Below are 24,754 nucleotides of genomic sequence, written 5' to 3' on the forward strand. Positions count from 1 at the left end.
GCCATCCGTCGATACCGCCGATACCGACACACTGCTTCACGAGGCCCGGGACGACCGTTCCCGGGCCTCTTCGCATGCCCGGACGCTGCCCGGACGGTGTCCGAACGAGGGGCGCACTTTCTTTTAGTTAGCGCTAGCCGTATGGTTAGTGCCCTAGCCCCCTCGCAAGGAGTGTCAGAGACCATGAGCATCGTCGTCACCGGAGCCACCGGACACCTCGGCCGACACGTCGTGGAGCAGCTGCTGGAGAAGGTTCCGGCGGAGCAGATCACCGCCGTCGTACGCGACGAGAAGAAGGCCGCGGACCTCGCGGCGCGCGGCGTCCGGCTGGCCGTCGCCGACTACAACGCCCCCGAGACCTTCGACACCCTGTTCGCCGCGGGCGACAAGGTTCTGCTGATCTCGGGCAACGAGTTCGCCAACGACCGGGTGCGGCAGCACACCGTGGTGATCGAGGCGGCGAAGGCGGCGGGTGCCGCGCTGCTCGTGTACACCAGCGCCCCGGGCAGCCTGAAGGCCACGCTGGCCGACGACCACCGGGCCACCGAGAAGGTGCTGCTCGCCTCCGGCCTGCCGTACACGCTGCTGCGCAACGGCTGGTACCACGAGAACTACACCGAGCAGCTCGCCCCGGTGCTGGAGCACGGTGCCGTGGTGGCCGCGGCCGGCGAGGGCCGGGTCTCCTCGGCCGCCCGTGCCGACTACGCGGCCGCCGCGGTCGCGGTGCTGACCGGCGAGGGCCACGAGAACCGGACGTACGAGCTGGGCGGCGACGAGGCGTGGAGCTTCGCCGAGTACGCGGCCGAGCTGAGCCGTGCGGCGGGCCGGGAGATCGTCTACAACGCGGTCACCGAAGAGGTGATGGCGGGCATCCTCGTCGGCGCCGGGCTGCCCGAGCCGCTGGCCGCCGTCCTCGCCGGGGTGGACACCTCGATCGAACGAGGCGAGCTGGTGGTCGACTCCGGCGACCTCTCCCGGCTGATCGGCCGCCCGACGACCCCGCTGGCCCAGGCCGTCGAGGCCGCGTTCAAGGGCTGACCGGCGCCTGACCTGCGCCTTCCTCTGCGCGCCCCCGGCTGTCATGACCGTATGGCGATACGGACATGACAGCCGGGGGCGCGCGGCGTTACCTTCGTGCCCGCGCGCACGTCGGCGCAGGAGAAGCGGAGGGAGGGCCCGTGCCCGAGACGCCCAAGGGTGAGCACCGCATAGGTCTGCTGAACGGTTTCGCCGCCTACGGCATGTGGGGCCTGGTCCCCCTGTTCTGGCCGCTGATGAAGCCCGCCGGGGCGATGGAGATCCTCGCCCACCGGATGGTGTGGTCGCTGTTCTTCGTCGCCGGGGCCCTGCTGTTCGTACGGCGCTGGGCCTGGGCCGGTGAACTGCTGCGCCGGCCACGCCGGCTGGCGCTGGTGGTCGTGGCCGCCGCGGTGATCACCGTCAACTGGGGCGTGTACATCTGGGCCGTGAACGCCGGCCATGTGGTGGAGGCGTCTCTCGGGTACTTCATCAATCCGCTGGTCACCATCGCCATGGGCGTGCTGCTGCTGAAGGAGCGGCTGCGGCCTCTGCAATGGGTGGCGGTGGCGACGGGGTTCGCCGCGGTCGTCGTCCTGACCGTCGGCTACGGCCGCCCGCCGTGGATCTCGCTCTGCCTCGCGTTCAGCTTCGCGACCTACGGGCTGGTGAAGAAGAAGGTGGGGCTCGGCGGCGTCGAGTCACTGGCCGCCGAGACCGCGATCCAGTTCCTGCCCGCGCTCGGCTATCTGCTCTGGCTCGGCGCGCAGGGGCAGTCGACCTTCACGACCGAGGGCGCGGGGCACGGGGCGCTGCTCGCCTCCACCGGTGTCGTCACCGCTCTGCCTCTGGTCTGCTTCGGCGCGGCGGCGATCCGCGTGCCGCTGTCCACGCTCGGCCTGCTCCAGTACCTGGCCCCGGTCTTCCAGTTCCTGCTGGGCATCCTCTACTTCCACGAGGCCATGCCGCCCGAGCGCTGGGCCGGTTTCGCCCTGGTGTGGGTGGCCCTGCTGCTGCTCACGGGCAGCGCCCTGCACTCGGCACGCCGGTCGAGGAAGACCCTGGCCGCCCTGGAGTCGAAGGCCGCGCAGGCCCGGCTCGGCGCGCCCCGTACCGAGGCTCCGGGCGGGGCCTCGGTCGACGCCTGATCGTTTCCGCAGCCGTGCGCGGAGCGGTCACGCCGCTCCGTGCTCGGCCGTCCGCGCGGCCCGGGAGGCCCGGTCGGTGAGGCGCAGCATGCGGGCGCGGGCGGATTCCAGGGGGCGGGGGTCGTCGGCGGCGGGGCCCGGTTCGGCGGCGAGGTCGGCCCAGAGGTCTATCAGGTCCCGGCCGAGCCGCAGCCCCTCCTCCGGGTCCCGTACGGCACGCCAGGCGGTCGCGGCGCTCTGCACATTGCCGTAGGCCGCGTCCGCGTCCCGCGCGGTGCGGCGCAGCCCGGCCAGGTCCAGGGAGAGCCGGCAGGCGCGCACCGGTTCGCCCGCCAGGTAGGCGATGTAGGCGGCCAGTTCGCGCAGGTGCAGCACCTCGGCGTGATCGGCGCCGAGGACGGTGACGGCTTCCTCGACCGTGTGCTCGACGAGTTCCGCGGCGTCCTCGATCCGGCCCGCGCGCACGGCCTCGTTGATCCGCGTCATCGGCTCGGTGAGCAGTTCGGCCCCCTCCACGGTCACGGTGACCGGGCCGTCCCCGAGCACCTCTTCGGCCACGGCGTCGAAGCCGCGGGGCGGGGTGGGGGTGGCGGTGGTCGCGGGGACGGACTCGGTGGGCCAGCCGGTGGTGGTCTCGGAGACCCTCGGCGCGGGCGCGGGCGTGGCGGTGAGCGGCCGGGGGGCACTCACGACGGGCGCGGGAGCGACCACGAGGGGCGCGGGAGCATCTACGGCGGGAGCCGGAACGTGCCCGACCGGCGCGGAGGCGTCCACGACCGGCGCCGGGACGTCCACGGCAGGCGCGCCGGAAGCCACGGCGGCCCCGGGCGCACCGGTCACAGGCTCGACCCCGTCCCCAGCTCCGGCCGCGGCCCCAGCCACAACTCCTGCCCTGGCCCCGGTCTCCCCCTCGGACCCGCCTTCGCCCGACGACGCCGGCGCACCCGGCACCGACACCGCCGCCCCCATGACCGGCGCCGGGCCGAACTCGCCCCTCGGGGTCCGGAGGAATTCCGGTGCCTCGGGCTGAGCGACCCGGACGGCCTTGCCGGTGACCCGGCTGGAGCCGTCCGCCGACACCTCCAGCGGGACGACGCAGCCGGCGCGGTCGTCCTGGACAGTGGCCCGTATGGGGGTGCCGAGGCTGATGGCGAGGCGCTGGAGGTGGTTCAGGACGGCCTGCTGGATCTCCTCGCCCGGTGCCGCCACGACCGCCGCTCCGCCCACGGACGCGCCGCCCGCGCCGTACACCCGGACGGGCACCGCCGCCGGGTGCGCCACGGGTCCCGGCACCCGCTTCTTCTCGAAGCTCAGTCGCGCCATCGGTCCTTCCCTCACTCCCCCGCGCCGCGCACCGGCCGCACGCGTCCTGCGCACCAGTGTGTCCGTTCCATGCCCGCCTCCGCGTCACGCCGACGTCACAGCCTCGTCCCAACGGCTCGCGGGGCCCGGCAGGGAACCGCGACGGCGGTCGCGGATGTGCTGTTCAACGACGCCAACCAGGGGGAGAGACGGCACCATGACGAGCGCTCGGGAGATCGCCGCGGCCGTGCGCTCCGGCGCGTCCACGGCCGTCGAGGCGGTCACGGCCGCGCTGGCGCGGATCGAGCGCGTCGACCCGGTGCTGTGCGCCTTCGCGGAGGTGTGGGAGGAGGCGGCGCTGCGGGGCGCGCGGGCGGTGGACGAGCGGATCGCGGCGGGGGAACACCTGCCGCTGGCCGGGGTGCCGATCGGGGTGAAGGGCCGGCGGGGGCCCCGCGGGGCGGGGCCGCTGATCGCCGCCGGGTGCGTCCCGGTGGGGGCCACCGCCGTGCCGGGGCCCGGAACCGCCTGGCAGACATGGGGACTTGGGCGGTACGGCCGTACGGTCAACCCCTGGCGGTACGACCGCACGCCCGGCGGTTCCTCGGCGGGTTCCGCCGCCGCCGTGGCCGCCGGGCTGGTGCCGCTTGCCACCGGCAGCGACGGGGCGGGCTCGGTGCGGATCCCGGCCGCGTGGTGCGGGGTGGTCGGGCTGAAGGCGACCAACGGGCGGCTCCCCTCCGCCGACCGCACGGGGCTCGCGGCGCCCGGTGTGCTGACCCGGTGCGTGGCGGACGCGGAGGCGTACTGGCGGGCGATGGCCGGCCCGGCCGAGACACCCGGCGGCGGTGAGCGCCGTACGCCCACCGCCCTGTGGTCCGCCGGCCTCGGTTTCGCCGGCCCCGACTCCGAGCCGGTCGCGCTCGCCCGCGCCGCCGCCCACCGGCTCGCGGACGCGGGAGCCGTACGCCTTCTGCCGCCCGGCAGGCCCCTCCGCCTCGAAGACCCGGGCCCCGCCTGGCTCGCCCTGCGCGACGGCGGCGACCTCGGTACGGCCGCCCGCGTCCGCGCCGTCAACGACCGCAGGCTCGGCGCCCTCTTCCGCCGCGCAGACCTCCTGATGACCCCCACCACGCCCTGTGCCGCCCATGGCCACGACGGTCCGGGCGACCGCTACTCCACCGCTCTCACCTGGGCGTTCAACCTCAGCGGGCACCCGGCGCTCAGCCTGCCCGCGGGGCTCGGCCGGGACGGCTGCCCGGTGGGGCTCCAGTTGGTGGCGGCGCGCGGGCGGGAGGAACTGCTGCTGGCGGTGGCCGGTTCGGCTAGGTGGTGATGTCCCTGGTGGTGAACCGCGCCCATGCCGCCGAGCCGAACACCGCCGCGTACAGGGCCTGGAGGCCGAGGCCGCGGACGAGGTCGTGCCAGTAGACGGGGTCGCGCATCAGGTCGGCGAAGGACAGCCAGTAGTGGGAGAAGAGGTACGGCCGTACGGCGTGCAACTGGGGGAACTGGTCGAGGATCTGGGCGGTGACGACCAGGCCGACGGTGGCCGCCATCGCCGCGATGCCGCTGCTGGTCAGGGTGGAGACGAAGAGGCCGAGGGCCGCCACGCCGATCAGGGACGCGGCCACCACCAGCGCGATCACCAGGGCCCGCAGCAGGCCGTCGGTGAAGCTGATGGTCGTACCGGAGATGGTCATCAGGTCGCCGACCGGGAAGAGCAGTACCCCGGTCAGCAGTGCGGAGGCGGCGACCACCAGCGTGGCCAGCAGGCAGAACGCCACCACCGTCGCGTACTTGACGAGCAGCAGACGGGTGCGGCCGGCCGGGGCCACCAGGAGATAGCGCAGGGTGCCCGCGTCGGCCTCGCCCGCGATCGAGTCGCCCGCGACGACGCCGACCGCCATCGGCAGGAAGAACGGGAGGGTCGCGGCCAGCGCCGTGCACACCAGGAAGAGGCCGTTGTCGGTGACCTGGCCGAGGAAGGCGGGCCCGGCCGCGCCGGACGAGCCGCCGCCCGCCCGGACCTTCACCACGACCCCGATCAGCACCGGCACCGCCGCCAGCACCCCGAGCAGGACGAGCGCCCGCCAGCGGCGGAGCGTGGTGAGCAGTTCGCTGCGCAGCAGGCCCAGGGTCCACAGGGGGTGGGGCCCGCGCTCGGCGGCGGCCGTGGTCGCTGTGTCAGCGCGCGACATCGAAACCCTCCCCCGTCAGCGCCACGAACGAGTCCTCCAGGGAGGCCCGGCGGAGAGTGAACCCCCGTACCCGTACGCCCGCCGCGACCAGGGCCGCGTTCACCTCGGCGAGGTCGCGGTCGGGCGGCTCGCCGGTGACCTGGTCGCCGTCGGCGGTGACATCGGCGGCGCCCTGCTCCTTCAGCACCCGGGCCGCCTCCGCCGGGTCCGGGGTGGTCACCACGAGACGGTCGCGCGCCCCCGCCGCGAGGTCGGCCGTGGCGCCCTGGGCGAGCAGCCGGCCGCGGGCCATCACGGCCACATGGGTGCACACCTGCTCGATCTCGTCGAGGAGGTGGGAGGAGAGGAAGACGGTGCTGCCGTCGGCGGCGAGTTCCCTGATCAGGGTGCGGATCTCGCGCATGCCCTGCGGGTCCAGGCCGTTGGTCGGCTCGTCCAGGACCAGCAGCCGGCGCGGCCGCAGCAGCGCGGCGGCCAGGCCCAGGCGCTGTTTCATGCCGAGTGAGTACGCCTTCGCCCGCTTGCCCGCGGCCGCCGCGAGACCCACCCGCTCCAGGGCGGCGGCCACCCGGGCGCCCCGGGTGCGCGGGTCGGCGGTCGGGTCGGCCGCGTCCAGGCGCAGCAGATTGTCCCGGCCGGAGAGATGGCCGTACAGGGCGGGACCCTCGATGAGAGCGCCGACCTGCGGCAGGACCGTCCGGGCGGCCCGCGGCATGGGCAGGCCCAGGACGCGGGCCGTGCCGGAGGTCGGCTCGATCAGGCCCATCAGCATGCGGATGGTGGTGGTCTTGCCGGAGCCGTTCGGGCCGAGGAAGCCGAAGACGCTGCCCGCCGGGACGGTCAGATCGAGACCGTCCACGGCGAGTTGCCCGCCCCGGTAGCGCTTGGTGAGGCCGCGGGTGGCGATCACGCCGTCCGCGGCCCCTGGCCCGATCACGCCGTCCGCGGCCCCGGGCCGTACCGGGTCCATCGGCTTCCCCCCTCGACTCCCGTCGGCTCCCCTCGGCGGATGCGGCCTACTTGCCCGCGTCCGCCGCCTTCACCAGCGTGTCCTTGGTGACCGCGCCGGCGTAGACCTTGCCGTCGTCCGTCATCAGGACGTTGACCAGGCGGGTGGAGAAGACCGTGCCCTTGCCGAACTTCCCGGAGACCTTGTCGCCCAGCGAGCCGAGGAAGCCGCCGAGGTCGCCGCCCTTGTCGCCGGTGGGCAGGCCGCCCTTGGCGCCGGAGTCGAAGGTGGCGATGGACGTCCAGCCCTTGCCGATCACCTTGGGGGCGCCCTTGCCTTCGAGGCCCTTGGCGCCGTCCGTGCCCTCCAGGCCCTTGCCGGGGCCGGGCCGCTCCGCGCCCTTGCCCGCGCCGTCCTTCAGCGAACCGTCCTGCCGCTCGGTGACCTTCGCGCCCTTGGGCGGGGTGAAGGCGAACGTGGAGGCGGCGGGCCGGGCGAAGGAGACCTGGGTGAAGCCCGCGTCGAGCACGGCGGCGCCGCCGCTCCTCGGGGTCAGGGTGAACTTCAGCGGCATGCCGGTCTTCGCGTCCACGGCGATGTTGATCGCGCCGACCGTGGTGCCGGACTGGCGGGGCTTGATCTGCAACTTGTAGGCGTCGCGCCCGGCGACCTGGGCGGTGCCGTCGACGGTCACCGAGGTGGTGTCGTCCACCGCCTTCAGCGCCTGCTCGGCGAAGTCCTTGGGCGTGGCCGGGGGCTCGGTGCGGTCCTTGCCGGCGGCGGGCGCGGTGCCGTGGGAGACCTGGTCGCTCTTGCTGTCGTAGCCCCAGACGTCCTTGCCGTCATGGATGACGCTGTACTCGGCGCCCTGCTCCAGGAGCGAGAGCTTCTGCCGGTCCGGGCCGTCGGCCGCGACACGCAGGGTGTGCGTGCCGGAGAGCAGTTCGGTCAGCCGGGAGCTCGGATCGGCGGCGGAGCCGGAACCCGCGCCGGAGCCCTGGGCCATGCCGGAGGCGAGGCCGCTCTCCAGGCCGCCGAGGTCCGGCAGGCCCAGATCGGTGCTGATCTTCACGGTGCCGGACAGCTGCTGCACATCCGACTTGGCGATCTTGTTGATGAGCTGCTGAGCCGTGACCTTGGGCAGGTCCGGGTCGCCGGAGTCGGCGAGCGCCGGGACCAGCCCGATGGTGACCGCTGCCACCCCGACCACCGCGACCGGGACGGCGTACCGAGCGGCCTTGCGGCGGCCCGAGCGTGTCTCCTCGTCCCGCGCGGCGCCCGTTGCGTCGTCGGATTCGTACGGTGCCATGTGTGCCTTACCTCCGTCGTCGGCGGCGGCTGCCCTCACGCTGGTCCACCCGAGCCGCCATTCTCACCCGAATCGGTGAGGAGTGGTGATGTCCGTGGTGTCCATACGACCAAATTCGCGGTGAGGAGTCGTCAGCCCTCGGAGCCAACTCGGCGTACGACTGCGGTATGACACGTAGGGCGCACCCCTAGGGGTTCGAACGCATCCCTGACAGCAGGATGCGACGGGAACCCGGGGTAGGGCCACCTGGTGGACGCCGAACGGGTGGTTGTCCGGGGCACGGACACGGGCGGTCACCCGGCCCGGTGCACCACCGCGTCGCACAGCTCCGTCAGCGCCACCTTGGCATCGCACTCCCGCAGCGGGGCGAGCGCGGCGCGTGCCTCCTCCGCGTACCGCAGGGTGTCCCGACGGGCCTGCTCCAGGGCGGGGTGGGCGCGCAGCGCGGCCAGCGCCTCGGCGTGCCGGGCGTCGTCGGCGAGGTCGGAGTCCAGCAGCTCGCACAGGGCGAGGTCCTCGGGCAGGCCGAGCCGGGCGGCCCGCTCGCGCAGCCGCAGCACGGGCAGGGTCGGGATGCCCTCGCGCAGATCGGTGCCGGGGGTCTTGCCCGACTCATGGGAGTCGGAGGCGATGTCCAGGTAGTCGTCGGCGAGCTGGAAGGCCACGCCGAGCCGCTCGCCGTACTGGGTGAGCACGTCCACGACCGTCTCGTCGGCGCCGGACATCATCGCGCCGAACCGGCAGGACACCGCGACCAGCGAGCCGGTCTTGCCGCCGAGGACGTCGAGGTAGTGCTCGACCGGGTCGCGGCCGTCGGTGGGTCCCGCGGTCTCCAGGATCTGGCCGGTGACCAGTCGTTCGAACGCGAGGGCCTGGACCCGGACCGCCTCGGGGCCGAGGTCGGCGAGGATCTGGGAGGCGCGGGCGAAGAGGAAGTCGCCGGTGAGGACCGCGACGGAGTTGCCCCAGCGGGTGTTGGCGCTGTCCACGCCCCGGCGTACGGCGGCCTCGTCCATGACGTCGTCGTGGTAGAGCGTGGCCAGATGGGTCAGCTCCACGACCACGGCCGACGGCACCACTCCGGGCGCGTAGGGGTCGCCGAACTGCGCCGCGAGCATCACGAGCAGCGGCCTGAAACGCTTCCCGCCGGCCCGTACGAGGTGCTGCGCGGCCCCCGTGATGAACGGGACCTCGCTCTTGGTGGCCTCTAGCAGGCCTTCCTCGACAGCCGCCAATCCGGCCTGGACATCGGCTTCGAGAGCCTGGTCCCGCACGCTCAGCCCGAACGGCCCGACGACGGTCACGAGGGGTCTCCTGTCTGCTGGTGTCTGCTGCCGATTACGCGGTTTGTCGATAGGTCGCTGCCATCACTCAAGTCAGCGTATCCGGTCCGGTTTCGATCACCGATAGCGCCCACCCCGCACCCACCCGTCCAGCCCGGGCGGTATCGGATCATGACCGGCATACCTCCGCTCGGATGATGACAACGGACATTTTCCACTTAACAGGTAATCGGGAACTTCATCGCAACCCCGAGGATGGGCGGAGTGTCGACCCCACCCCACCGAGGGACGAATCCCCCATGCCCGATTTTCCATAGTTTGCCATTTCGTGAATTGGGTCACCTGGCCGACTTCCCGCCGGTGACCCCCCGACACCTCCTCCCGCCGCGCGCCGCAAGCGAGTTGAGCATTGGCATTCGCAAAGGATCAAGTGCCCCATAGGGTGGTGATCAAGGTCAAATGCCGCGATATAACAATTCAGCGCTTGTTCCCGGCATGTGCTCTCGCATACGTTCCCGAGCCATCGGGCGGACGCCTAATCCTGCCGCCGCCCGTACACCCATCGACAAACTCATTCGTACGGCAGGAGCGGGGGACCCAGGTAAGCCGCCGAACCGGACGACTCACATGGCGCAGCGCGTGACACAGCGCGCCGCACCGCGTGTTCGCACCGGACGGCTTGGGGTAAAGCCACGCCTCTCACGGGGCGCGACCGGGCACCTCCCCGCCCGAACCCGACAGCTCACCTCGCAGGCGTAGGAGAGGAACGTCCCCATGTCTGCTGCCGTTCAGCCGCGCCGTACCCGCGCCAACCGTCTCGTCCGTCTGATCGCCGTCGCCGGCACCGGCGCGGCCGTGCTCGCCATGCCGCTCGTGGGCGCGGCGACCGCGTCCGCCACCACCGGTACGACCTCGGCCGCCACCACGCCCGCCGGGTACCCGAACAACCTCGACGGCTGGATCCGCGAGTCCCTCGCGATCATGGCCGAGAAGAACATCCCGGGCTCCTACAACGGCATCTACCGCAACATCATCCGCGAGTCCTCGGGCAACCCGAACGCCATCAACCTGTGGGACTCCAACGCGGCCAAGGGCATACCGTCCAAGGGTCTGCTCCAGGTGATCGACCCGACCTTCAACGCGTACCACGTGGCCGGAACCTCGTTCAACATCTACGACCCGGTCGCGAACATCACCGCCGCCTGCAACTACGCGGCGGCGCGGTACGGCTCCATCGACAACGTCAACGGCGCCTACTGATCGACGCCGGGCCGTAGCGGCCCCTGGCACCACCGCTGTTCCCGGTCATCCGGCCGGGAACAGCCTTTCGAGGACGACGGCGATGCCGTCGTCCTCGTTCGATGTCGTGACCTCGTCGGCGACAGCCTTCAGCTCGGGGTGGGCGTTCGCCATCGCGACGCCGTGCGCCGCCCAGCGGAACATCGGGATGTCGTTGGGCATGTCACCGAAGGCGAGGGCGTCCTCTGCGGGGACCCCGAGCCGTTCGGCGGCCAGCGCGAGGCCGGTCGCCTTGGTCACCCCGCACGGCTGGAGCTCCACGGTCCCGGGTCCCGACATGGTGACCGTGGCCAGCGAGCCCACCACCGAGCGGGCCGCCGTCGCCAACTCGTCGTCGGACAGGGTGGCGTGGCGCAGCAGCACCTTGCTGATCGGCGCGCCCCACAGATCGTCGCGCCGGGCCACCCCGACCGCGGGCAGGGTCGGGTGGGGCATCCGGTATCCGGGTTCGATCAGGGTGAGCCCGTCCGTGCCGTCCTGGTCGACGGCCGCGAACACCGGGCCCACCTCCGCCTCGATCTTGCCGAGCGCGGTCTCGGCCAGCTCCCGGTCCAGCCGGACCGACCACAGCATCCGGCCGGACCCGGCGTCGTAGACCTGCGCCCCCTGCCCGCACACCGCGAGGCCCGTGGTGCCGAGGGCGGCCAGGAGGGGGCGGACTCTGGGGGCCGGGCGGCCGGTGACCACCAGATGCCGGGCCCCGGCCCGCTCCGCCCGCGCGAGCGCGGCCAGCGAACGCTCGGAGACGGTGTCGTCGCCGCGCAGCAGCGTCCCGTCCAGGTCGGTGGCGATCAGTGCGTACGCGGGGGAGGCAACCATGATCCGAGAATACGGACCCGTCCCCTCCACCAGCCTCCGTGTCCCTCCCCGACTCCCGTGTCATTACCCGGACTTGCGGGGGAGGCAACTTCAAGTGGGCTTAAGGGCAGTGGTGATGGGGAGGAGAGCGGGGGCGGCTGTCAGAACCGCGCCCCCTGTGCTCAGCCGTGCGCCCCCGCCAGGTGTCCCGCCAGCCTCGGGGAGGCGAACTCCGTGCCGCACACGAAGCGCATCACCGGGCCGTAGGAGGAGGCGGCCGGCAGACCGGTGAAGTAGAGGCCGGGGACCGAGGAGACGTAGCCGGCGCCGAGGCGCGGGGTGCCGCGGCTGGTGGCGAGGTGGGTGCGCAGGGTGGGACCGAGGAAGTCCATCGCGGCGATGTCCACGCGATAGCCGGTCGCGGCGAGGACATGGTCGGCGGTGAGGTGCTCGACGCGGCCGCCGTGGGTACGCACGGCCAGCACCGGGCCGCCGTCCTCCGCCGCCGCGCCCAGCACCCGCTCGACTTCCGTCACCTGTACGGCGCCCTCGAACCGCTCCCGCAGCCACCAGGCGCCGAGCGGGCCGAGCACCCGGCGCACCAGGAAGTGCCGGGTGGGCTCGGGCAGGAAGCGGTAGGGGTGCGGGCAGTAGCTGAACGCCCACAGCGACCAGGCCCGTCCGAACGGTGACTCGGGACGCAGCCTCGGCTGCTCCCAGGGCGGCGCCCCGAACGCGACCCGGCCGCGCCCCCGCGCCACCACCCGCACCCGGGCCCCGGCCTCCGCCGCGAGCGCGGCCGTCTCCAGCGCGGACTGCCCGGCGCCGACCACGATCAGCTCCTTGCCGGCGAACCGCGTGAGGTCATGGTGCTGGGAGCTGTGCGAGACGGGTCCCTCGGCAGCGGGCTCGGCACCGGCCGCCCGCCGCAGCTCGGCCGGGAGATGGGCGAGACCGGAGAGCCCGGTGGCCACCACGACCGCCCGCGCGACGAACGACTCTCCCGAGTCCAGCTTGAGTTCGAAGCCCCGGCCCGCGTCCCGCCCGGCCGGCTCCACGGAGACCACCCGCACCCGCTCCAGCTGCGGCACGAGCTGCCGCTGGAACCACTCGCCGTACCCGATGAAGGTCTCCACCGGGATGACGTCCTCGTCACTGACCAGCCGCCGGATCCCGGCCGCGGCGCAGTAGTCGGCGAGGGTGTGGCCGGGCTGCGGGCAGTCGAGGCTGGAGGCGGCGGGGGTCGATTTCAGCAGCATGCCCTCGGGCATATGGGCGCGCCAGCTGACCATGGGGTCGCCGAAGACCCGTACGGGCAGGCCGCGCGCCCGCAGATGGGCGGCGGTGGACAGGCCGAACGGCCCCGCCCCGATGACTGCAACCGGTCGGATCACGAAGTCCCTCCCCAGGACGCGTTTCCTCATGGCCTACTTGGGTGTGCCGCATGGCCTACTTGCGTGGCCGCATGGCCTACTTGCGTGGCCGCATGGCCTACTTGGGTGTGCCGCGGCGACGGTCCCGCCACAGCTGGCACAGATGCCGCGCGCCCGGCCGCACGAAGCGGGCGAGCATGGTGAGGAACGGCAGCGGATCGTCCCCCGCGAACCAGGCCAGCTCCGTCCCGCTCGCCCGCGCCGGCGCGTGCGGGGTCGTATATCCGCCGCGGCGGTAGGCGAGCAGGGCCGGCAGATCGATGTTCTCCACGACATAGCGGCGCCCGGCCCGCTGCTCCCCCTCGGGCACCGGCCGCCCGGTCAGATCGAGGTGCAGCGCCCGTACGACGTCCACGCCGGCCGCGCTCTCGAACAGCCGGAACTGCGCGCCCATCCGCGGATTGAAGTCCAGCAGCTTGTACTGTCCGTCGCGCCGGTCGAAGCGCAGATCCAGGTCGGCCACCCCGCTGAACCCGATCCGCTTCACGAACCGCGCCGCCAGGCCCGCGAGTTCGGGATTGTCGACGACGTACGCGTGCGCGGTCATACCCGCGTGCGGCGGCCAGGACCGCACCTTCACCCCGGTGAACAGCGCCAGCGGGTTCGCGTCCCGGTCGAAGCAGGCGTGCACGATCCAGTCCTCGGCCTGCTCGCGCGGCAGATACTCCTGGAGGATCACCCCGGGGTCCGGCCCCCATGCGCGGGCCAGGGCGAGCAGGCCCGCGCGGGTGGCGATCCGTGTGGTGCCGCCCACGGCGGGCCGGCTGCGGCGCAGGAACGCCTCCCGGTTCTTGGCCACCACCGGGAAGCTCGCGGTGTCGGCGAAGGCCACCACCTCCTCGTACGACCGCGGGAAGGCCGCCGCCGGGCTCACGAGCCCGTGCCCGTGCTCCTCGCACAGTTCGTGCAGCCCCTGCTTGCTGGCCACCCGGCGCGGCAGCCCGGGGTCCACCGGCGGGCAGAGGAAGGGTCCGGCCAGCTCCTCCCGGTGCTCGGCGATCAGGACGGCCGCCTCCTCGTCCGTCGGGATCAGCACGGCCGGGCGGCCGATCCGGCGGCCGATGCGCAGCAGCCCCCCGACCAGCTGCCCGGGGTCCTCCGCGCCGGTCGTCGGCCAGACGAACGCCCTGCGCAGATAGCGCGAGGCGGCCGCCGGTGTGTACGGGTCCTCGGTGATCGCGTACATGGGCACGCCGAGCCTGCCCAGGCTGCGGATCGCGCCCACTCCGCCGTGGTGCAGCGGGTAGGCGCCGAACTTGACGATCAGTCCCGGCACCTCACGGTCGACCTGCACGGACGCACCGACGGTGTCTTCGGCCACGGGTCCCCCCACGTGTCCCCCCAGGGGGACGGATCCACCCCGTCCGTCTCCCCCCGAAGGACGCTAAGCCGGAACTACCGCCTCCGACAAGGGTCTTTCGGACATTGCGAACTCTTGAGGCACTACGGGGGCAACCCCCCAGCCACTGCCCAAGACCGGTGTCCCGGCCGTAACGTGTGGCTCGATCACGTGCAACGCATCGCCATGCATGGCCTGGATGAGAGCGAGGCAGTACCCCGATGCCCCCCTTCGACGTCCCCGAGGGCGACCCCTTCGGCCCGCACAACCTTCCCTATGGCGTGTTCTCGCCCTCCGGCGGCTCGGAGCGCAGGGTGGGCGTCCGGCTCGGGGACCAGGTCCTCGACGCGGGCGCCGCGGCCGCGGCCCTCGGCTCGCCGCACCAAGCGCTGCTCGCCCGCCCCACCCTCAACCCGCTGCTGGCGGCCGGGCGCGCCACCTGGACCGAGGTGCGCTCGGCGGTCACCTCCTGGGTCACCGACCCCGCGTACCGCGAGACGCTCGCGCCCCTGTTCCACCCGCTGTCCGAGGTGTCCCTGCATCTGCCCTTCGAGGTCGCGGACTACGTCGACTTCTACGCCTCGGAGCACCACGCCCGTAACGTCGGCAAGGTCTTCCGCCCGGACGCCGCGGACTCCCTCACCCCCAACTGGAAGCATCTGCCGATCGGTTACCACGGCCGCTCCGGCACCGTCGTGGTCTCGGGCACGGATGTCGTACGGCCCTCCGGGCAGCGCAAGGGTCCCGCCGACCCGGCGCCGGTGTTCGGCCCCTCGATCCGGCTGGACATCGAGGCCGAGGTCGGCTTCGTGGTGGGCGTGCCGAGCGAGCAGGGGACCCCGGTCGCGCTCGGCGACTTCCGCGAGCACGTCTTCGGGCTGTTCCTGCTCAACGACTGGTCCGCGCGGGACATCCAGGCCTGGGAGTACGTGCCCCTCGGTCCGTTCCTCGGCAAGTCCTTCTCGACCTCGGTGGCGGCCTGGATCACCCCGCTGGACGCCCTGGAGCACGCCCGGGTGGCGCCGCCCGAGCGCACCCACCCGCTGCTGCCCTACCTGGACGACGCGGCGCCCGGCATCGAGCCCGGCGGCTACGACCTGCGGATCTCCGTGGCCCTCAACGGCGAGGTGATCTCCGAGCCGCCCTTCTCCGCCATGTACTGGACCGCCGCCCAGCAGCTCGCCCAGATGACGGTCAACGGCGCCTCCCTGCGCACCGGTGACCTGTACGGCTCCGGCACCGTGAGCGGACCCGAGGAACGGCAGCGCGGCTCCCTGCTGGAGCTGACCTGGAACGGCCGCAACCCCCTCGAACTGCCCGACGGCAAGCGCGCCTTCCTGGAGGACGGCGACGTGGTGACCCTGACGGCCTGGGCGCCCGGGCCGGACGGGACCCGGGTGGGCCTCGGCGAGGTGACCGGCCGGATCGTGCCCTCGGCCTGATCCGGTGGGCGCCGCGGGGCGGGCCGGGAGCGGACGGTTCGCTCCGACCCCTGACTCGCGGCGCCCCTCTTCGTCATACTGGCGGCAGCACGCACCGCCCACGGCGGCCACCCGCGCCGCCCCCTTCGCGCCGCCCGTCCGCGAACCCCCTCTCCGACCAGGAACCGGAGCCCCGGCATGACCGTCTGCCTGCTCCTGCTCACCGTCGTCGCCCTGACGGCGGCCGGGCCGGCACCGCGCGCGCTGACCCGGGCCGACTGGCCCGAGCGGGAACCCGTGGTCGCGCTGTGGGTGTGGCAGTGCCTCGTCGCCACCGTCCTGCTGTGCTGCCTGGCCGCTCTGACGCTGGGCACCGCGGCGGTCTTCCACACCGTGCGCGACCATGTGTTCGCCCCCGCGCCGCCCGCCGTCACCGCCGCCTACGACCTGTCCGCCGCACCGGTATGGGCCGCCGTCCTCACCGTCCTGCTGGCCGGCGGCGCCGCCTGGACCACGGCGATGCTCGGCCGGGAACTGGTCGAGGCCCGCCGCAGCCGCGGCCAGGCCCGCGCCGAACTGCGCGAGCGCGCCCCGGAGCTGCCCGCGGGACTGCCGATGGCGCGGGGCCCGATGCTGGTGCTGGAGGACGAGTACCCGGACGCCTGGTGGATGCCGGGGCATCCCCCGCAGCTGGTGGTCACCACCGGCGCGCTGCACCGGCTGACCGGCCACCAGCTGGACGCCGTCCTCACCCATGAGCGCGGCCACGCCCGCGCCCACCACGACTGGCTGCTGCATCTGTCCAGCGCGCTGGCCACGGGCTTTCCCCGGGTGCCGCTCTTCGCCCACTTCCGCGACCAGACGCACCGCCTGGTGGAACTGGCCGCCGACGACACCGCCTCCCGGCGCTGCGGCCATCTGACCACCGCGCTCGCGCTGATCGAGCTGAACCAGCACCGGGGCGTCCTGTCCTGTGCCTCCAGCCGCCGGCTGCTGGGCGAGCGGGTGGACCGGCTGCTGGAACCGCCCCCGCGGCTGCTGCGCCGCCAGCGCGCCCTGACCACGACGGTCGCCGCGCTGGTACCGCTCCTCCCGCTGCTGATCACCTTCGCACCGGGCCTCAAGGCACTGTCCTGAGCCGACGGCTCCGGGGCGCCTTGCGAGCCGCCGTTCCAGGACCGGCTATATCCAGTCCTCCGGCTCCGGCTCGTCCTCCGGGCCCGGCCAGTCGTCCTCCGGTGATTCGCCCGGCGCGGGCGGCCCGGCGGCGGCCGGTGCGGATCCGTTCAGGGAGGCCAGCACGGCGAGCACCTCCTCGCCGTACGTCGCCAGCTTCTTCTCGCCGACCCCGCTGATGCCGGCCAGGTCCCGCAGGGAGCCCGGCATGCTGGAGACGATCGCGCGCAGGGTGGCGTCGTTGAAGATGATGTACGGCGGCACGCCCTGCTCCTTGGCCTGCCCGGTGCGCCACTCCCGCAGCGCCTCGAAGGCGGGCTGGAGCTCCTCGGGCAGCTCGGCCACGGCGGCCTTGGCCTTGCCGCCGCCCCGGCCGGAACCGGAGCCCGAGGCCGAACGGGAGACGGCCGCCTTCTTCGGCTCCTTGCGCAGCGGCACCTCCCGCTCGCCGCGCAGCACCGTGCCGCTCGCCTCGGTGAGCACCAGAGTGCCGTACTCCCCCTCGACCGCGAGCAGCCCCTGGGCCAGCAGCTGGCGGATGGCGCCGCGCCACTCGCCCTCGGCGAGGTCCTCGCCGATACCGAAGACGGACAGCTGGTCGTGGTCGAACTGGATCACCTTGGCGGTGCGCTTGCCGAGCAGGATGTCCACGATCTGGAGGGCGCCGAACTTCTGTCCGCGCTCACGCTGCAACCGCACCACGGTGGACAGCACCTTCTGCGCCGCGACCGTGCCGTCCCAGGTCTCCGGCGGGGTCAGGCAGGTGTCGCAGTTGCCGCAGGCCGCCGCGCCCGGCTCCTGGCCGAAGTAGGCGAGCAGCTGGCCGCGCCGGCACCCGGCGGTCTCGCACAGCGCGAGCATCGCGTCCAGATGGGAGGCGGCCCGGCGGCGGAACGCCTCGTCGCCCTCGCCGGACTGGATCAGCTTGCGCTGCTGCACCACGTCATTGAGTCCGTACGCCATCCAGGCCGTGGACGGCAGTCCGTCACGGCCCGCGCGGCCGGTCTCCTGGTAGTAGCCCTCGATGGACTTGGGCAGGTCCAGGTGGGCCACGAAGCGCACGTCGGGCTTGTCGATGCCCATGCCGAAGGCGATGGTCGCGACCACGACCAGGCCGTCCTCGCGCAGGAACCGGGACTGGTGCGCCGCGCGGGTGCCCGCGTCCAGGCCGGCGTGGTACGGCACCGCCTCGACGCCGTTGGCGCTCAGGAACTCCGCGGTGCGCTCCACAGAGTTGCGCGAGAGGCAGTACACGATGCCCGCGTCGCCCGGGTGCTCCTCGCGCAGGAAGGCGAGCAGCTGCTTGCGCGGGTCGGCCTTGGGCACGATCCGGTACTGGATGTTGGGCCGGTCGAAGCTGGCGACGAAGTGGCGGGCCGCCGGCAGGTTCAGCCGCTGGGTGATCTCCTGGTGGGTGGCCCGGGTCGCGGTGGCCGTCAGGGCGATCCGCGGGACGTCCGGCCAGCGCTCGCCGAGCAGGCTCAGCGAGAGGTAGTCGGGCCGGAAGTCATGGCCCCACTGCGAGACGCAGTGCGCCTCGTCGATCGCGAAGACGGAGATCTTGCCGCGGGAGAGCAGGTCCAGGGTGCCGTCCAGGCGCAGCCGCTCCGGCGCCAGATAGAGCAGGTCCAGCTCGCCGGCCAGGAACTCGGCCTCGACCGTGCGCCGCTCGTCGAAGCCCTGGGTGGAGTTCATGAACCCGGCCCGCACACCGAGGGCGCGCAGCGCGTCCACCTGGTCCTGCATGAGCGCGATCAGCGGCGAGACCACCACGCCGGTGCCGGGTCTGACCAGGGCCGGGATCTGGTAGCACAGCGACTTGCCGCCGCCGGTGGGCATGAGGACCAGGGCGTCGCCGCCCGCCACCACATGCTCGATGATCGCTTCCTGCTCGCCCCGGAAGGCGTCGTACCCGAAGACCCGGTGCAGCGTGGTCAGCGCCTCGCTCGCGTCCGCTCCGGGTCCCTCGGTCACCACTGGCATCTGACTGATCCCGCCCGTCGCATCCATCGTCCTGTCCCCCGCCGGTCCCCCGTGTGCCGTCGTGCGCTCGCTGCCCACCACTGCCTCAACGATAGGGGCCCGCACCGACAGCCCCGGAGTTATCCACAGATGGCGAACAAATGTGCGAGCAAGTCAGGCCCTGAAGCGATCTCCAGGGGAACCCGATCATCACCCTACGTCGCATAGTCGTCACTCGAATGGCCGCCCCCGATGGCCCTCCACCCCCGCCCCGGACCATCCTTCTCGGTGCGACCCCGTCTCCTCCCCCAGGAGCAAGGAGCCCCGCACGATGCCCGCTCACCTGACCAGACCCGTCCTCGCCCTCGTCGCCTCCACCGTCGCCCTCGGCCTCGCGGCCTCCCCCGCCCGGGCCGACCGGGGGCCGGTCGACCCCTCCGTCTGGAAGCAGCTCGCGACGACGGTGTCGGCCACCGCGAAGTACCGGTCCGTCCCGCTCGCCGCGGCCGCCGGATACCGGCCCAACCCCTGCACCATGGACATGAACGACGGCATGGGCGCCATGGGGTACCACTACATCAACCCCGAGTACTACGGCTCCCTCGACCCGGCCAAGCCCGCCGCCCTGCTCTACGAGGACGACGGCAAGGGCGGCCGCAGGCTCACCGGAGTCGAGTGGATCGTGAAGGCCGGCAAGAACAGCGCGCGGCCCACGATGTTCGGCCGGAAGTTCGAGGGACCGATCACGGCGCACCACAACTCGACCATCCCGACCCACTACTCGCTGCACGCCTGGCTCTACAAGAACAACCCCAGCGGCCTGTTCTACGAGTGGAACCCCGACGTGAAGTGTCCCTACCCGGGCGCCCCGGGCTGAGCCGTACGGCAGCGCGCGCCACGGCAGCACGCTCCACGGCAGCGCGAAGGCCCCGGTTCCGAAAAGACGAAACCGGGGCCTTCCTCGCGCACGGGCGCGGTGAGCGCGCTCAGCGCACGAACACGCTCGCCTGGTTCGCCAGGTTCAGGAAGTACTGCGGCGCCACACCCAGCACCAGCGTGACCGCCACGCCGAGCCCGATCGCCAGCATCGTCAGCGGCGACGGCACGGCCACGGTCGGCCCCTCCGGCTTGGGCTCGCTGAAGAACATCAGCACGATCACCCGGATGTAGAAGAACGCCGCGATCGCCGAGGAGATCACACCGATGACGACCAGCGGGGCCGCGCCACCGGCCGCCGCCGCCTTGAACACGGCGAACTTCCCCGCGAAGCCGGAGGTCAGCGGAATACCGGCGAAGGCCAGCAGGAACACCGCGAAGACCGCCGCCACCAGCGGGGAACGCCGGCCGAGCCCGGCCCACTTGGACAGATGGGTCGCCTCGCCGCCCGCGTCCCGCACCAGCGTGACCACCGCGAAGGCGCCGATCGTCACGAACGAGTAGCCGGCCAGATAGAACAGGACCGACGACACGCCGTTCTTCGAGGTCGCGATGACACCCGCGAGGATGAATCCGGCGTGCGCGATGGACGAGTACGCCAGCAGCCGCTTGATGTCGGTCTGGGTGATCGCCACGATCGCGCCGCCCAGCATGGTGATGATCGCCACCGCCCACATCACCGGCCGCCAGTCCCAGCGCATCCCCGGCAGCACCACGTACAGCAGCCGCAGCAGCGCGCCGAACGCGGCCACCTTGGTCGCCGCCGCCATGAAGCCGGTCACCGGGGTGGGCGCGCCCTGGTAGACATCGGGCGTCCACATGTGGAACGGCACCGCGCCCACCTTGAACAGCAGGCCCATCACCAGCAGGGCCGCGCCGATGAGCAGCAGCGCGTCATTGCCCATGGTGTCGGCCAGTGCCGGGTTCACATCGGTGACCGAGCCGTCCACGACCTGGGCGATGCGCGCGTACGACACCGAGCCCGCGTAGCCGTACAGGAGCGCGATGCCGAACAGGGTGAACGCGGAGGCGAACGCGCCCAGCAGGAAGTACTTGACCGCGGCCTCCTGCGACATCAGCCGCTTGCGGCGGGCCAGCGCGCACAGCAGGTACAGCGGCAGAGAGAAGACCTCCAGCGCCACGAAGAGCGTCAGCAGATCGTTCGCCGAGGTGAAGACCAGCATGCCGGAGACCGCGAAGAGCAGCAGCGGGAAGACCTCGGTGGTGGTGAACCCGGCCTTGACCGCGGCCTTCTCGGTGTCGCTGCCCGGCACGGCGGCGGCCTGTGCGGCGAAGGAGTCCACCCGGTTGCCGCCCGCCGCAGGGTCGAGCCGGCGCTCGGCGAAGGTGAACAGGCCCACCAGACCGGCCAGCACGATGACGCCCTGGAGGAACAGCGAGGGGCCGTCGACCGCGATGGCGCCCATGGCGGCGACATGCGCCTTCGTGGTGCCGTACCCGTCGGCGGCGAGCCCGACGACCGCGGCGAACGCGGCGCACAGGGCGACGACCGACACGAACACCTGTGCGTAGTAACGGGACCTGCGCGGCACGAACGCCTCGACCAGCACCCCGACCAGCGCGGCGCCGAGGAGGATCAGCGTGGGCGACAATTGCCCGTATTCGATCTTCGGCGCGCCGATCTGGGGGATGCGGTCGGCCGCGGTTGTCCACAGGCTGTGGACGGCTGGGGTGCTCACTTGACCGCCTCCACCTCGGGCTTGGGGTCCTTCTTCTGGACGTCGGACATGGTGTGCTTGACCGCCGGGTTGACGATGTTCGTCACGGGCTTCGGATAGACGCCCAGGAAGATCAGCAGCACGATCAGCGGGGCGACGACCAGGACCTCACGCACCCGCAGATCGGGCATCGTGGAGACCTCGGGCTTCACCGGGCCCGTCATGGTGCGCTGGTAGAGCACCAGGGTGTAGAGCGCGGCGAGCACGATGCCGAGGGTGGCGATGATCCCGATCACCGGGTAGCGCGTGAACGTGCCGACCAGGACGAGGAATTCGCTCACGAACGGCGCGAGGCCGGGCAGCGACAGGGTGGCCAGGCCGCCGATCAGGAAGGTGCCGGCGAGCACCGGGGCGACCTTCTGCACCCCGCCGTAGTCGGCGATGAGCCGCGAGCCCCGCCGGGAGATCAGGAAGCCGGCGACCAGCATCAACGCGGCCGTGGAGATGCCGTGGTTGACCATGTAGAGGGTGGCGCCGGACTGGCCCTGGCTGGTCATCGCGAAGATGCCCAGGATGATGAAGCCGAAGTGGGAGATCGACGCGTACGCCACCAGGCGCTTGATGTCCCGCTGGCCGACCGCGAGCAGCGCGCCGTAGACGATGCTGATCAGCGCCAGGACGAGGATCACCGGCGTGGCCCACCTGCTGGCCTCCGGGAACAACCCGAGGCAGAAGCGGAGCATCGCGAAGGTGCCCACCTTGTCGACCACCGCCGTGATGAGGACGGCGACCGGGGCGGTGGACTCCTGCATGGCGTTGGGCAGCCAGGTGTGCAGCGGCCACAGCGGCGCCTTCACCGCGAAGGCGAAGAAGAAACCGAGGAACAGCCAGCGTTCGGTGCTCGTCGCCATGTGCAGCGAGCCGCTCGCGCGCGCCTCGGCGATCTGCTGGAGGGAGAAGTTCCCGGCGACCACATAGAGGCCGATCACCGCGGCCAGCATGATCAGACCGCCGACCAGGTTGTAGAGGAGGAACTTCACCGCCGCGTACGAACGCTGGGTGGCGGCCGCCTCCTCGCCCTGGGCGTGGGCACGGTCCCCGAAGCCGCCGATGAGGAAGTACATCGGGATCAGCATGGCTTCGAAGAAGATGTAGAAGAGGAAGACGTCGGTGGCCTCGAAGGAGATGAGGACCATCGCCTCGACCGCCAGGATCAGCGCGAAGAAGCCCTGGGTGGGGCGCCAGCGGCGGTTGCCGGTCTCCAGCGGGTCGGCGTCGTGCCAGCCCGCCAGGATGATGAACGGGATCAGTACGGCGGTCAGCGCGATCAGCGCCACCCCGATGCCGTCCACGCCCAGCTCGTAGCGCACCCCGAAGTCACGGATCCAGGTATGGGATTCGGTGAGCTGGTAGCGGGCGCCGCCCGGGTCGAAGCGGACCAGGACAGTGATCGCCAGCGCGAGCGTGCCGAGCGAGATGAGCAGGGCCAGCCACTTGGCGGCGGTGCGTCGCGCGGCCGGTACGGCGGCCGTGGCGACGGCTCCCAGGGCGGGGAGCGCCGCCGTCGCTGTCAGCAGGGGAAAGGACATCGGTATCAGACCGCCCTCATCAGCAGGGTCGCGGCGACCAGAAGTGCCGCGCCGCCGAACATCGAGACCGCGTAGGAGCGGGCGAAGCCGTTCTGGAGCCGGCGCAGCCGCCCGGACAGGCCGCCGAAGCCGGCCGCCGTGCCGTTGACGACCCCGTCGACCAGGCTGTGGTCGAGGTAGACCAGGGAGCGCGTGAGGTGTTCACCGCCGCGCACCAGGACCACATGGTTGAAGTCGTCCTGGAGGAGATCGCGGCGGGCCGCCCGGGTGAGCAGCGAGCCGCGCGGGGCGAGGGCCGGGACGGGCTTGCGGCCGTACTGCGCCCAGGCGATGCCCACGCCGATGACCAGGCACACCATCGTGGCGATGGTGACCTCCCCGGCGCTGACCGGGGAGTGGCCCTCGCTGTGGCCGGTGACCGGCTCCAGCCACTTGAGGAAGCGGTCGCCGATGCTGAAGAAGGCACCGCCGAGGACCGAGCCGACGGCCAGCACGATCATCGGGATCGTCATGACGGCCGGGGACTCGTGCGGATGCGGTTCGTGGCCCTCGGCGTCGGGCTGCCAGCGCTTCTCACCGAAGAACGTCATCAGCATCACGCGCGTCATGTAGAAGGCGGTGATGGCCGCGCCCACCAGGGCCGCGCCGCCGAGGATCCAGCCCTCGGTGCCGCCCTTGGCGAAGGCCGCCTCGATGATCTTGTCCTTGGAGAAGAAGCCGGACAGGCCCGGGAAGCCGATGATGGCGAGGTAGCCGAGGCCGAACGTGATGAAGGTGACCGGCATGTACTTCCGCAGGCCACCGAACTTGCGCATGTCGACCTCGTCGTTCATGCCGTGCATCACGGAGCCCGCGCCGAGGAACAGCCCGGCCTTGAAGAAGCCGTGGGTCACCAGGTGCATGATCGCGAAGACGTAGCCGATGGGGCCGAGGCCCGCGGCGAGCACCATGTAGCCGATCTGCGACATGGTGGAGCCGGCCAGCGCCTTCTTGATGTCGTCCTTGGCGCAACCGACGATCGCACCGAAGAGCAGGGTGACCGTGCCCACCACGGTGACGACGAGTTGGGCGTCCGGCGCCGCGTTGAAGACGGCCGCCGAGCGGACGATCAGATAGACGCCCGCGGTCACCATGGTCGCCGCGTGGATCAGGGCCGAGACCGGGGTCGGGCCCTCCATCGCGTCACCGAGCCAGGACTGGAGCGGCACCTGGGCGGACTTGCCGCACGCGGCCAGCAGCAGCATCAGGCCGATCGCGGTGAGCTTGCCCTGGGAGGCGCCGTCGACATGGCCGAAGACCGGGCCGAAGGCGAAGGAGCCGAAGGTGGTGAACATCAGCATGATCGCGATCGACAGGCCCATGTCGCCGACCCGGTTGACCAGGAACGCCTTCTTGGCCGCCGTGGCGGCGCTGGGCTTGTGCTGCCAGAAGCCGATCAGCAGGTACGAGGCGAGACCGACGCCCTCCCAGCCGACGTACAGCAGCAGGTAGTTGTCGGCGAGGACGAGCAGCAGCATGGCCGCGAGGAACAGGTTCAGATAACCGAAGAAGCGGCGGCGCCGTTCGTCGTGCTCCATGTACCCGACCGAGTACAGATGGATCAGCGAGCCGACGCCGGTGATCAGCAGGACGAAGGTCATCGACAGCTGGTCGAGGCGGAAGGTGACGTCCGCCTGGAAGCCCTCGACCGGGATCCAGGTCCACAAGTGCTGGATCAGTGTGCGGTGTTCGGCGTTCTTGCCGAGCAGGTCGGCGAAGAGGAGCAGGCCGATGACGAAGGACGCGGTCGACAGCAGGGTGCCGATCCAGTGGCCGACGCGGTCCAGGCGCCGGCCGCCGACCAGGAGGACGGCCGCTCCGAGCAGGGGCGCCGCGATGAGCAGCGCGATCAGTTTCTCCACGATTCTCCCGAC

General features: G+C 72.1%; 19 protein-coding genes and 1 riboswitch. Of the genes, 7 read left to right on the top strand and 12 right to left on the bottom strand.

Going from position 1 to position 24,754, the window contains the following annotated elements; translation table 11 throughout:
* Positions 1-183: 183 nt before the first annotated feature.
* Both HEP81_RS16530 and rarD read left to right on the top strand, forming a co-directional pair.
* Positions 184-1,038 carry an SDR family oxidoreductase gene (locus tag HEP81_RS16530; RefSeq protein WP_037658543.1) on the top strand — a complete coding sequence of 285 codons (855 nt, stop codon included), beginning with the start codon at positions 184-186 and terminating at the stop codon, positions 1,036-1,038.
* 140 nt (positions 1,039-1,178) lie between these two features.
* Positions 1,179-2,165 (top strand): EamA family transporter RarD, encoded by a 987-nt coding sequence (gene rarD / locus HEP81_RS16535; RefSeq protein ID WP_051850333.1) that lies wholly within the window; start codon positions 1,179-1,181, stop codon positions 2,163-2,165.
* 27 nt (positions 2,166-2,192) lie between these two features.
* Here the strand turns inward: rarD and HEP81_RS16540 are convergent, their stop codons facing one another.
* Positions 2,193-3,488: a hypothetical protein gene (locus HEP81_RS16540; RefSeq protein ID WP_063755253.1), complete on the bottom strand. Its 1,296-nt coding sequence runs from the start codon at positions 3,486-3,488 to the stop codon at positions 2,193-2,195.
* A gap of 196 nt (positions 3,489-3,684) precedes the next feature.
* Between HEP81_RS16540 and HEP81_RS16545 the strand changes: the two genes are divergently transcribed.
* On the top strand, positions 3,685-4,803 hold the full coding sequence (locus HEP81_RS16545) for an amidase (protein ID WP_037658545.1): 1,119 nt from the start codon (positions 3,685-3,687) through the stop codon (positions 4,801-4,803).
* On the opposite strand, the gene HEP81_RS16550 is transcribed toward HEP81_RS16545, so the two are convergent.
* From HEP81_RS16550 to HEP81_RS16565, 4 genes are all read right to left on the bottom strand, one after another.
* Positions 4,793-5,668, bottom strand: a complete 876-nt coding sequence (locus tag HEP81_RS16550; protein WP_037658547.1) for an ABC transporter permease — start codon at positions 5,666-5,668, stop codon at positions 4,793-4,795. The genes HEP81_RS16545 and HEP81_RS16550 overlap by 11 nt on opposite strands.
* The gene (locus HEP81_RS16555) at positions 5,655-6,638 is read right to left on the bottom strand and encodes an ABC transporter ATP-binding protein (protein ID WP_051850334.1); all 984 of its coding nucleotides are present in this window, start codon (positions 6,636-6,638) and stop codon (positions 5,655-5,657) included. Before HEP81_RS16555 ends, HEP81_RS16550 begins: the two co-directional genes overlap by 14 nt.
* A gap of 46 nt (positions 6,639-6,684) precedes the next feature.
* Entirely contained in the window at positions 6,685-7,926 is a 1,242-nt protein-coding gene (locus tag HEP81_RS16560) for a LolA family protein (protein WP_037658549.1), read from the bottom strand.
* A gap of 293 nt (positions 7,927-8,219) precedes the next feature.
* Complete coding sequence (locus HEP81_RS16565) at positions 8,220-9,230, bottom strand: polyprenyl synthetase family protein (RefSeq protein ID WP_037658551.1); 1,011 nt, start codon at positions 9,228-9,230, stop codon at positions 8,220-8,222.
* 532 nt (positions 9,231-9,762) lie between these two features.
* Positions 9,763-9,980: riboswitch (cyclic di-AMP (ydaO/yuaA leader) on the top strand.
* A gap of 3 nt (positions 9,981-9,983) precedes the next feature.
* Here HEP81_RS16565 and HEP81_RS16570 point away from each other — a divergent pair.
* The gene (locus HEP81_RS16570) at positions 9,984-10,469 is read left to right on the top strand and encodes a transglycosylase SLT domain-containing protein (protein ID WP_037658556.1); all 486 of its coding nucleotides are present in this window, start codon (positions 9,984-9,986) and stop codon (positions 10,467-10,469) included.
* Between the two features lie 45 nt (positions 10,470-10,514).
* On the opposite strand, the gene HEP81_RS16575 is transcribed toward HEP81_RS16570, so the two are convergent.
* The 3 genes from HEP81_RS16575 to HEP81_RS16585 form a co-directional block, all read right to left on the bottom strand.
* Positions 10,515-11,327, bottom strand: coding sequence for a Cof-type HAD-IIB family hydrolase (locus tag HEP81_RS16575; protein ID WP_037658558.1), 813 nt, complete (start codon positions 11,325-11,327; stop codon positions 10,515-10,517).
* Positions 11,328-11,488: 161 nt separating this feature from the next.
* Positions 11,489-12,700, bottom strand: coding sequence for an FAD-dependent oxidoreductase (locus HEP81_RS16580; RefSeq protein ID WP_037658560.1), 1,212 nt, complete (start codon positions 12,698-12,700; stop codon positions 11,489-11,491).
* Positions 12,701-12,797: 97 nt separating this feature from the next.
* A complete protein-coding gene (locus HEP81_RS16585; protein ID WP_037658562.1) occupies positions 12,798-14,060 on the bottom strand; it encodes a carboxylate--amine ligase in 1,263 nt (420 codons plus the stop codon).
* Between the two features lie 239 nt (positions 14,061-14,299).
* Here HEP81_RS16585 and fahA point away from each other — a divergent pair, with 239 nt between their 5' ends.
* Positions 14,300-15,520, top strand: a complete 1,221-nt coding sequence (gene fahA, locus HEP81_RS16590) for a fumarylacetoacetase (protein WP_037658565.1) — start codon at positions 14,300-14,302, stop codon at positions 15,518-15,520.
* 177 nt (positions 15,521-15,697) lie between these two features.
* The gene (locus HEP81_RS16595; protein ID WP_037658566.1) at positions 15,698-16,636 is read left to right on the top strand and encodes a M56 family metallopeptidase; all 939 of its coding nucleotides are present in this window, start codon (positions 15,698-15,700) and stop codon (positions 16,634-16,636) included.
* A gap of 45 nt (positions 16,637-16,681) precedes the next feature.
* On the opposite strand, the gene recQ is transcribed toward HEP81_RS16595, so the two are convergent.
* Positions 16,682-18,685 carry a DNA helicase RecQ gene (recQ, locus tag HEP81_RS16600; protein WP_037658567.1) on the bottom strand — a complete coding sequence of 668 codons (2,004 nt, stop codon included), beginning with the start codon at positions 18,683-18,685 and terminating at the stop codon, positions 16,682-16,684.
* 283 nt (positions 18,686-18,968) lie between these two features.
* Here recQ and HEP81_RS16605 point away from each other — a divergent pair, with 283 nt between their 5' ends.
* Positions 18,969-19,514 carry a hypothetical protein gene (locus tag HEP81_RS16605; RefSeq protein ID WP_037658568.1) on the top strand — a complete coding sequence of 182 codons (546 nt, stop codon included), beginning with the start codon at positions 18,969-18,971 and terminating at the stop codon, positions 19,512-19,514.
* A gap of 109 nt (positions 19,515-19,623) precedes the next feature.
* On the opposite strand, the gene nuoN is transcribed toward HEP81_RS16605, so the two are convergent.
* From nuoN to nuoL, 3 genes are read right to left on the bottom strand one after another with little or no spacing between them, the layout of a single operon-like run.
* Positions 19,624-21,273: an NADH-quinone oxidoreductase subunit NuoN gene (gene nuoN, locus HEP81_RS16610; protein ID WP_037658569.1), complete on the bottom strand. Its 1,650-nt coding sequence runs from the start codon at positions 21,271-21,273 to the stop codon at positions 19,624-19,626.
* A complete protein-coding gene (locus tag HEP81_RS16615; RefSeq protein WP_037658571.1) occupies positions 21,270-22,841 on the bottom strand; it encodes an NADH-quinone oxidoreductase subunit M in 1,572 nt (523 codons plus the stop codon). The genes nuoN and HEP81_RS16615 overlap by 4 nt, the downstream gene beginning before the upstream one ends.
* A 5-nt stretch (positions 22,842-22,846) precedes the next feature.
* Positions 22,847-24,742 (bottom strand): NADH-quinone oxidoreductase subunit L, encoded by a 1,896-nt coding sequence (gene nuoL, locus HEP81_RS16620; RefSeq protein WP_037658573.1) that lies wholly within the window; start codon positions 24,740-24,742, stop codon positions 22,847-22,849.
* Positions 24,743-24,754: the final 12 nt, after the last annotated feature.

The organism is Streptomyces griseofuscus, from assembly GCF_014673495.1.
GTDB lineage: Bacteria > Actinomycetota > Actinomycetes > Streptomycetales > Streptomycetaceae > Streptomyces > Streptomyces murinus.

What these genes read in the sequence shown, in the direction of transcription:
- recQ (WP_037658567.1), bottom strand. Translation starts at nt 18,685, where the DNA reads ATGGATGCGACGGGCGGGATCAGTCAGATGCCAGTGGTGACCGAGGGA.
- HEP81_RS16540 (WP_063755253.1), bottom strand. Translation starts at nt 3,488, where the DNA reads ATGGCGCGACTGAGCTTCGAGAAGAAGCGGGTGCCGGGACCCGTGGCG.
- HEP81_RS16615 (WP_037658571.1), bottom strand. Translation starts at nt 22,841, where the DNA reads ATGTCCTTTCCCCTGCTGACAGCGACGGCGGCGCTCCCCGCCCTGGGA.
- HEP81_RS16550 (WP_037658547.1), bottom strand. Translation starts at nt 5,668, where the DNA reads ATGTCGCGCGCTGACACAGCGACCACGGCCGCCGCCGAGCGCGGGCCC.
- HEP81_RS16545 (WP_037658545.1), top strand. Translation starts at nt 3,685, where the DNA reads ATGACGAGCGCTCGGGAGATCGCCGCGGCCGTGCGCTCCGGCGCGTCC.
- HEP81_RS16530 (WP_037658543.1), top strand. Translation starts at nt 184, where the DNA reads ATGAGCATCGTCGTCACCGGAGCCACCGGACACCTCGGCCGACACGTC.
- HEP81_RS16575 (WP_037658558.1), bottom strand. Translation starts at nt 11,327, where the DNA reads ATGGTTGCCTCCCCCGCGTACGCACTGATCGCCACCGACCTGGACGGG.
- HEP81_RS16595 (WP_037658566.1), top strand. Translation starts at nt 15,698, where the DNA reads ATGACCGTCTGCCTGCTCCTGCTCACCGTCGTCGCCCTGACGGCGGCC.
- HEP81_RS16605 (WP_037658568.1), top strand. Translation starts at nt 18,969, where the DNA reads ATGCCCGCTCACCTGACCAGACCCGTCCTCGCCCTCGTCGCCTCCACC.
- fahA (WP_037658565.1), top strand. Translation starts at nt 14,300, where the DNA reads ATGCCCCCCTTCGACGTCCCCGAGGGCGACCCCTTCGGCCCGCACAAC.
- HEP81_RS16555 (WP_051850334.1), bottom strand. Translation starts at nt 6,638, where the DNA reads ATGGACCCGGTACGGCCCGGGGCCGCGGACGGCGTGATCGGGCCAGGG.
- HEP81_RS16570 (WP_037658556.1), top strand. Translation starts at nt 9,984, where the DNA reads ATGTCTGCTGCCGTTCAGCCGCGCCGTACCCGCGCCAACCGTCTCGTC.
- HEP81_RS16560 (WP_037658549.1), bottom strand. Translation starts at nt 7,926, where the DNA reads ATGGCACCGTACGAATCCGACGACGCAACGGGCGCCGCGCGGGACGAG.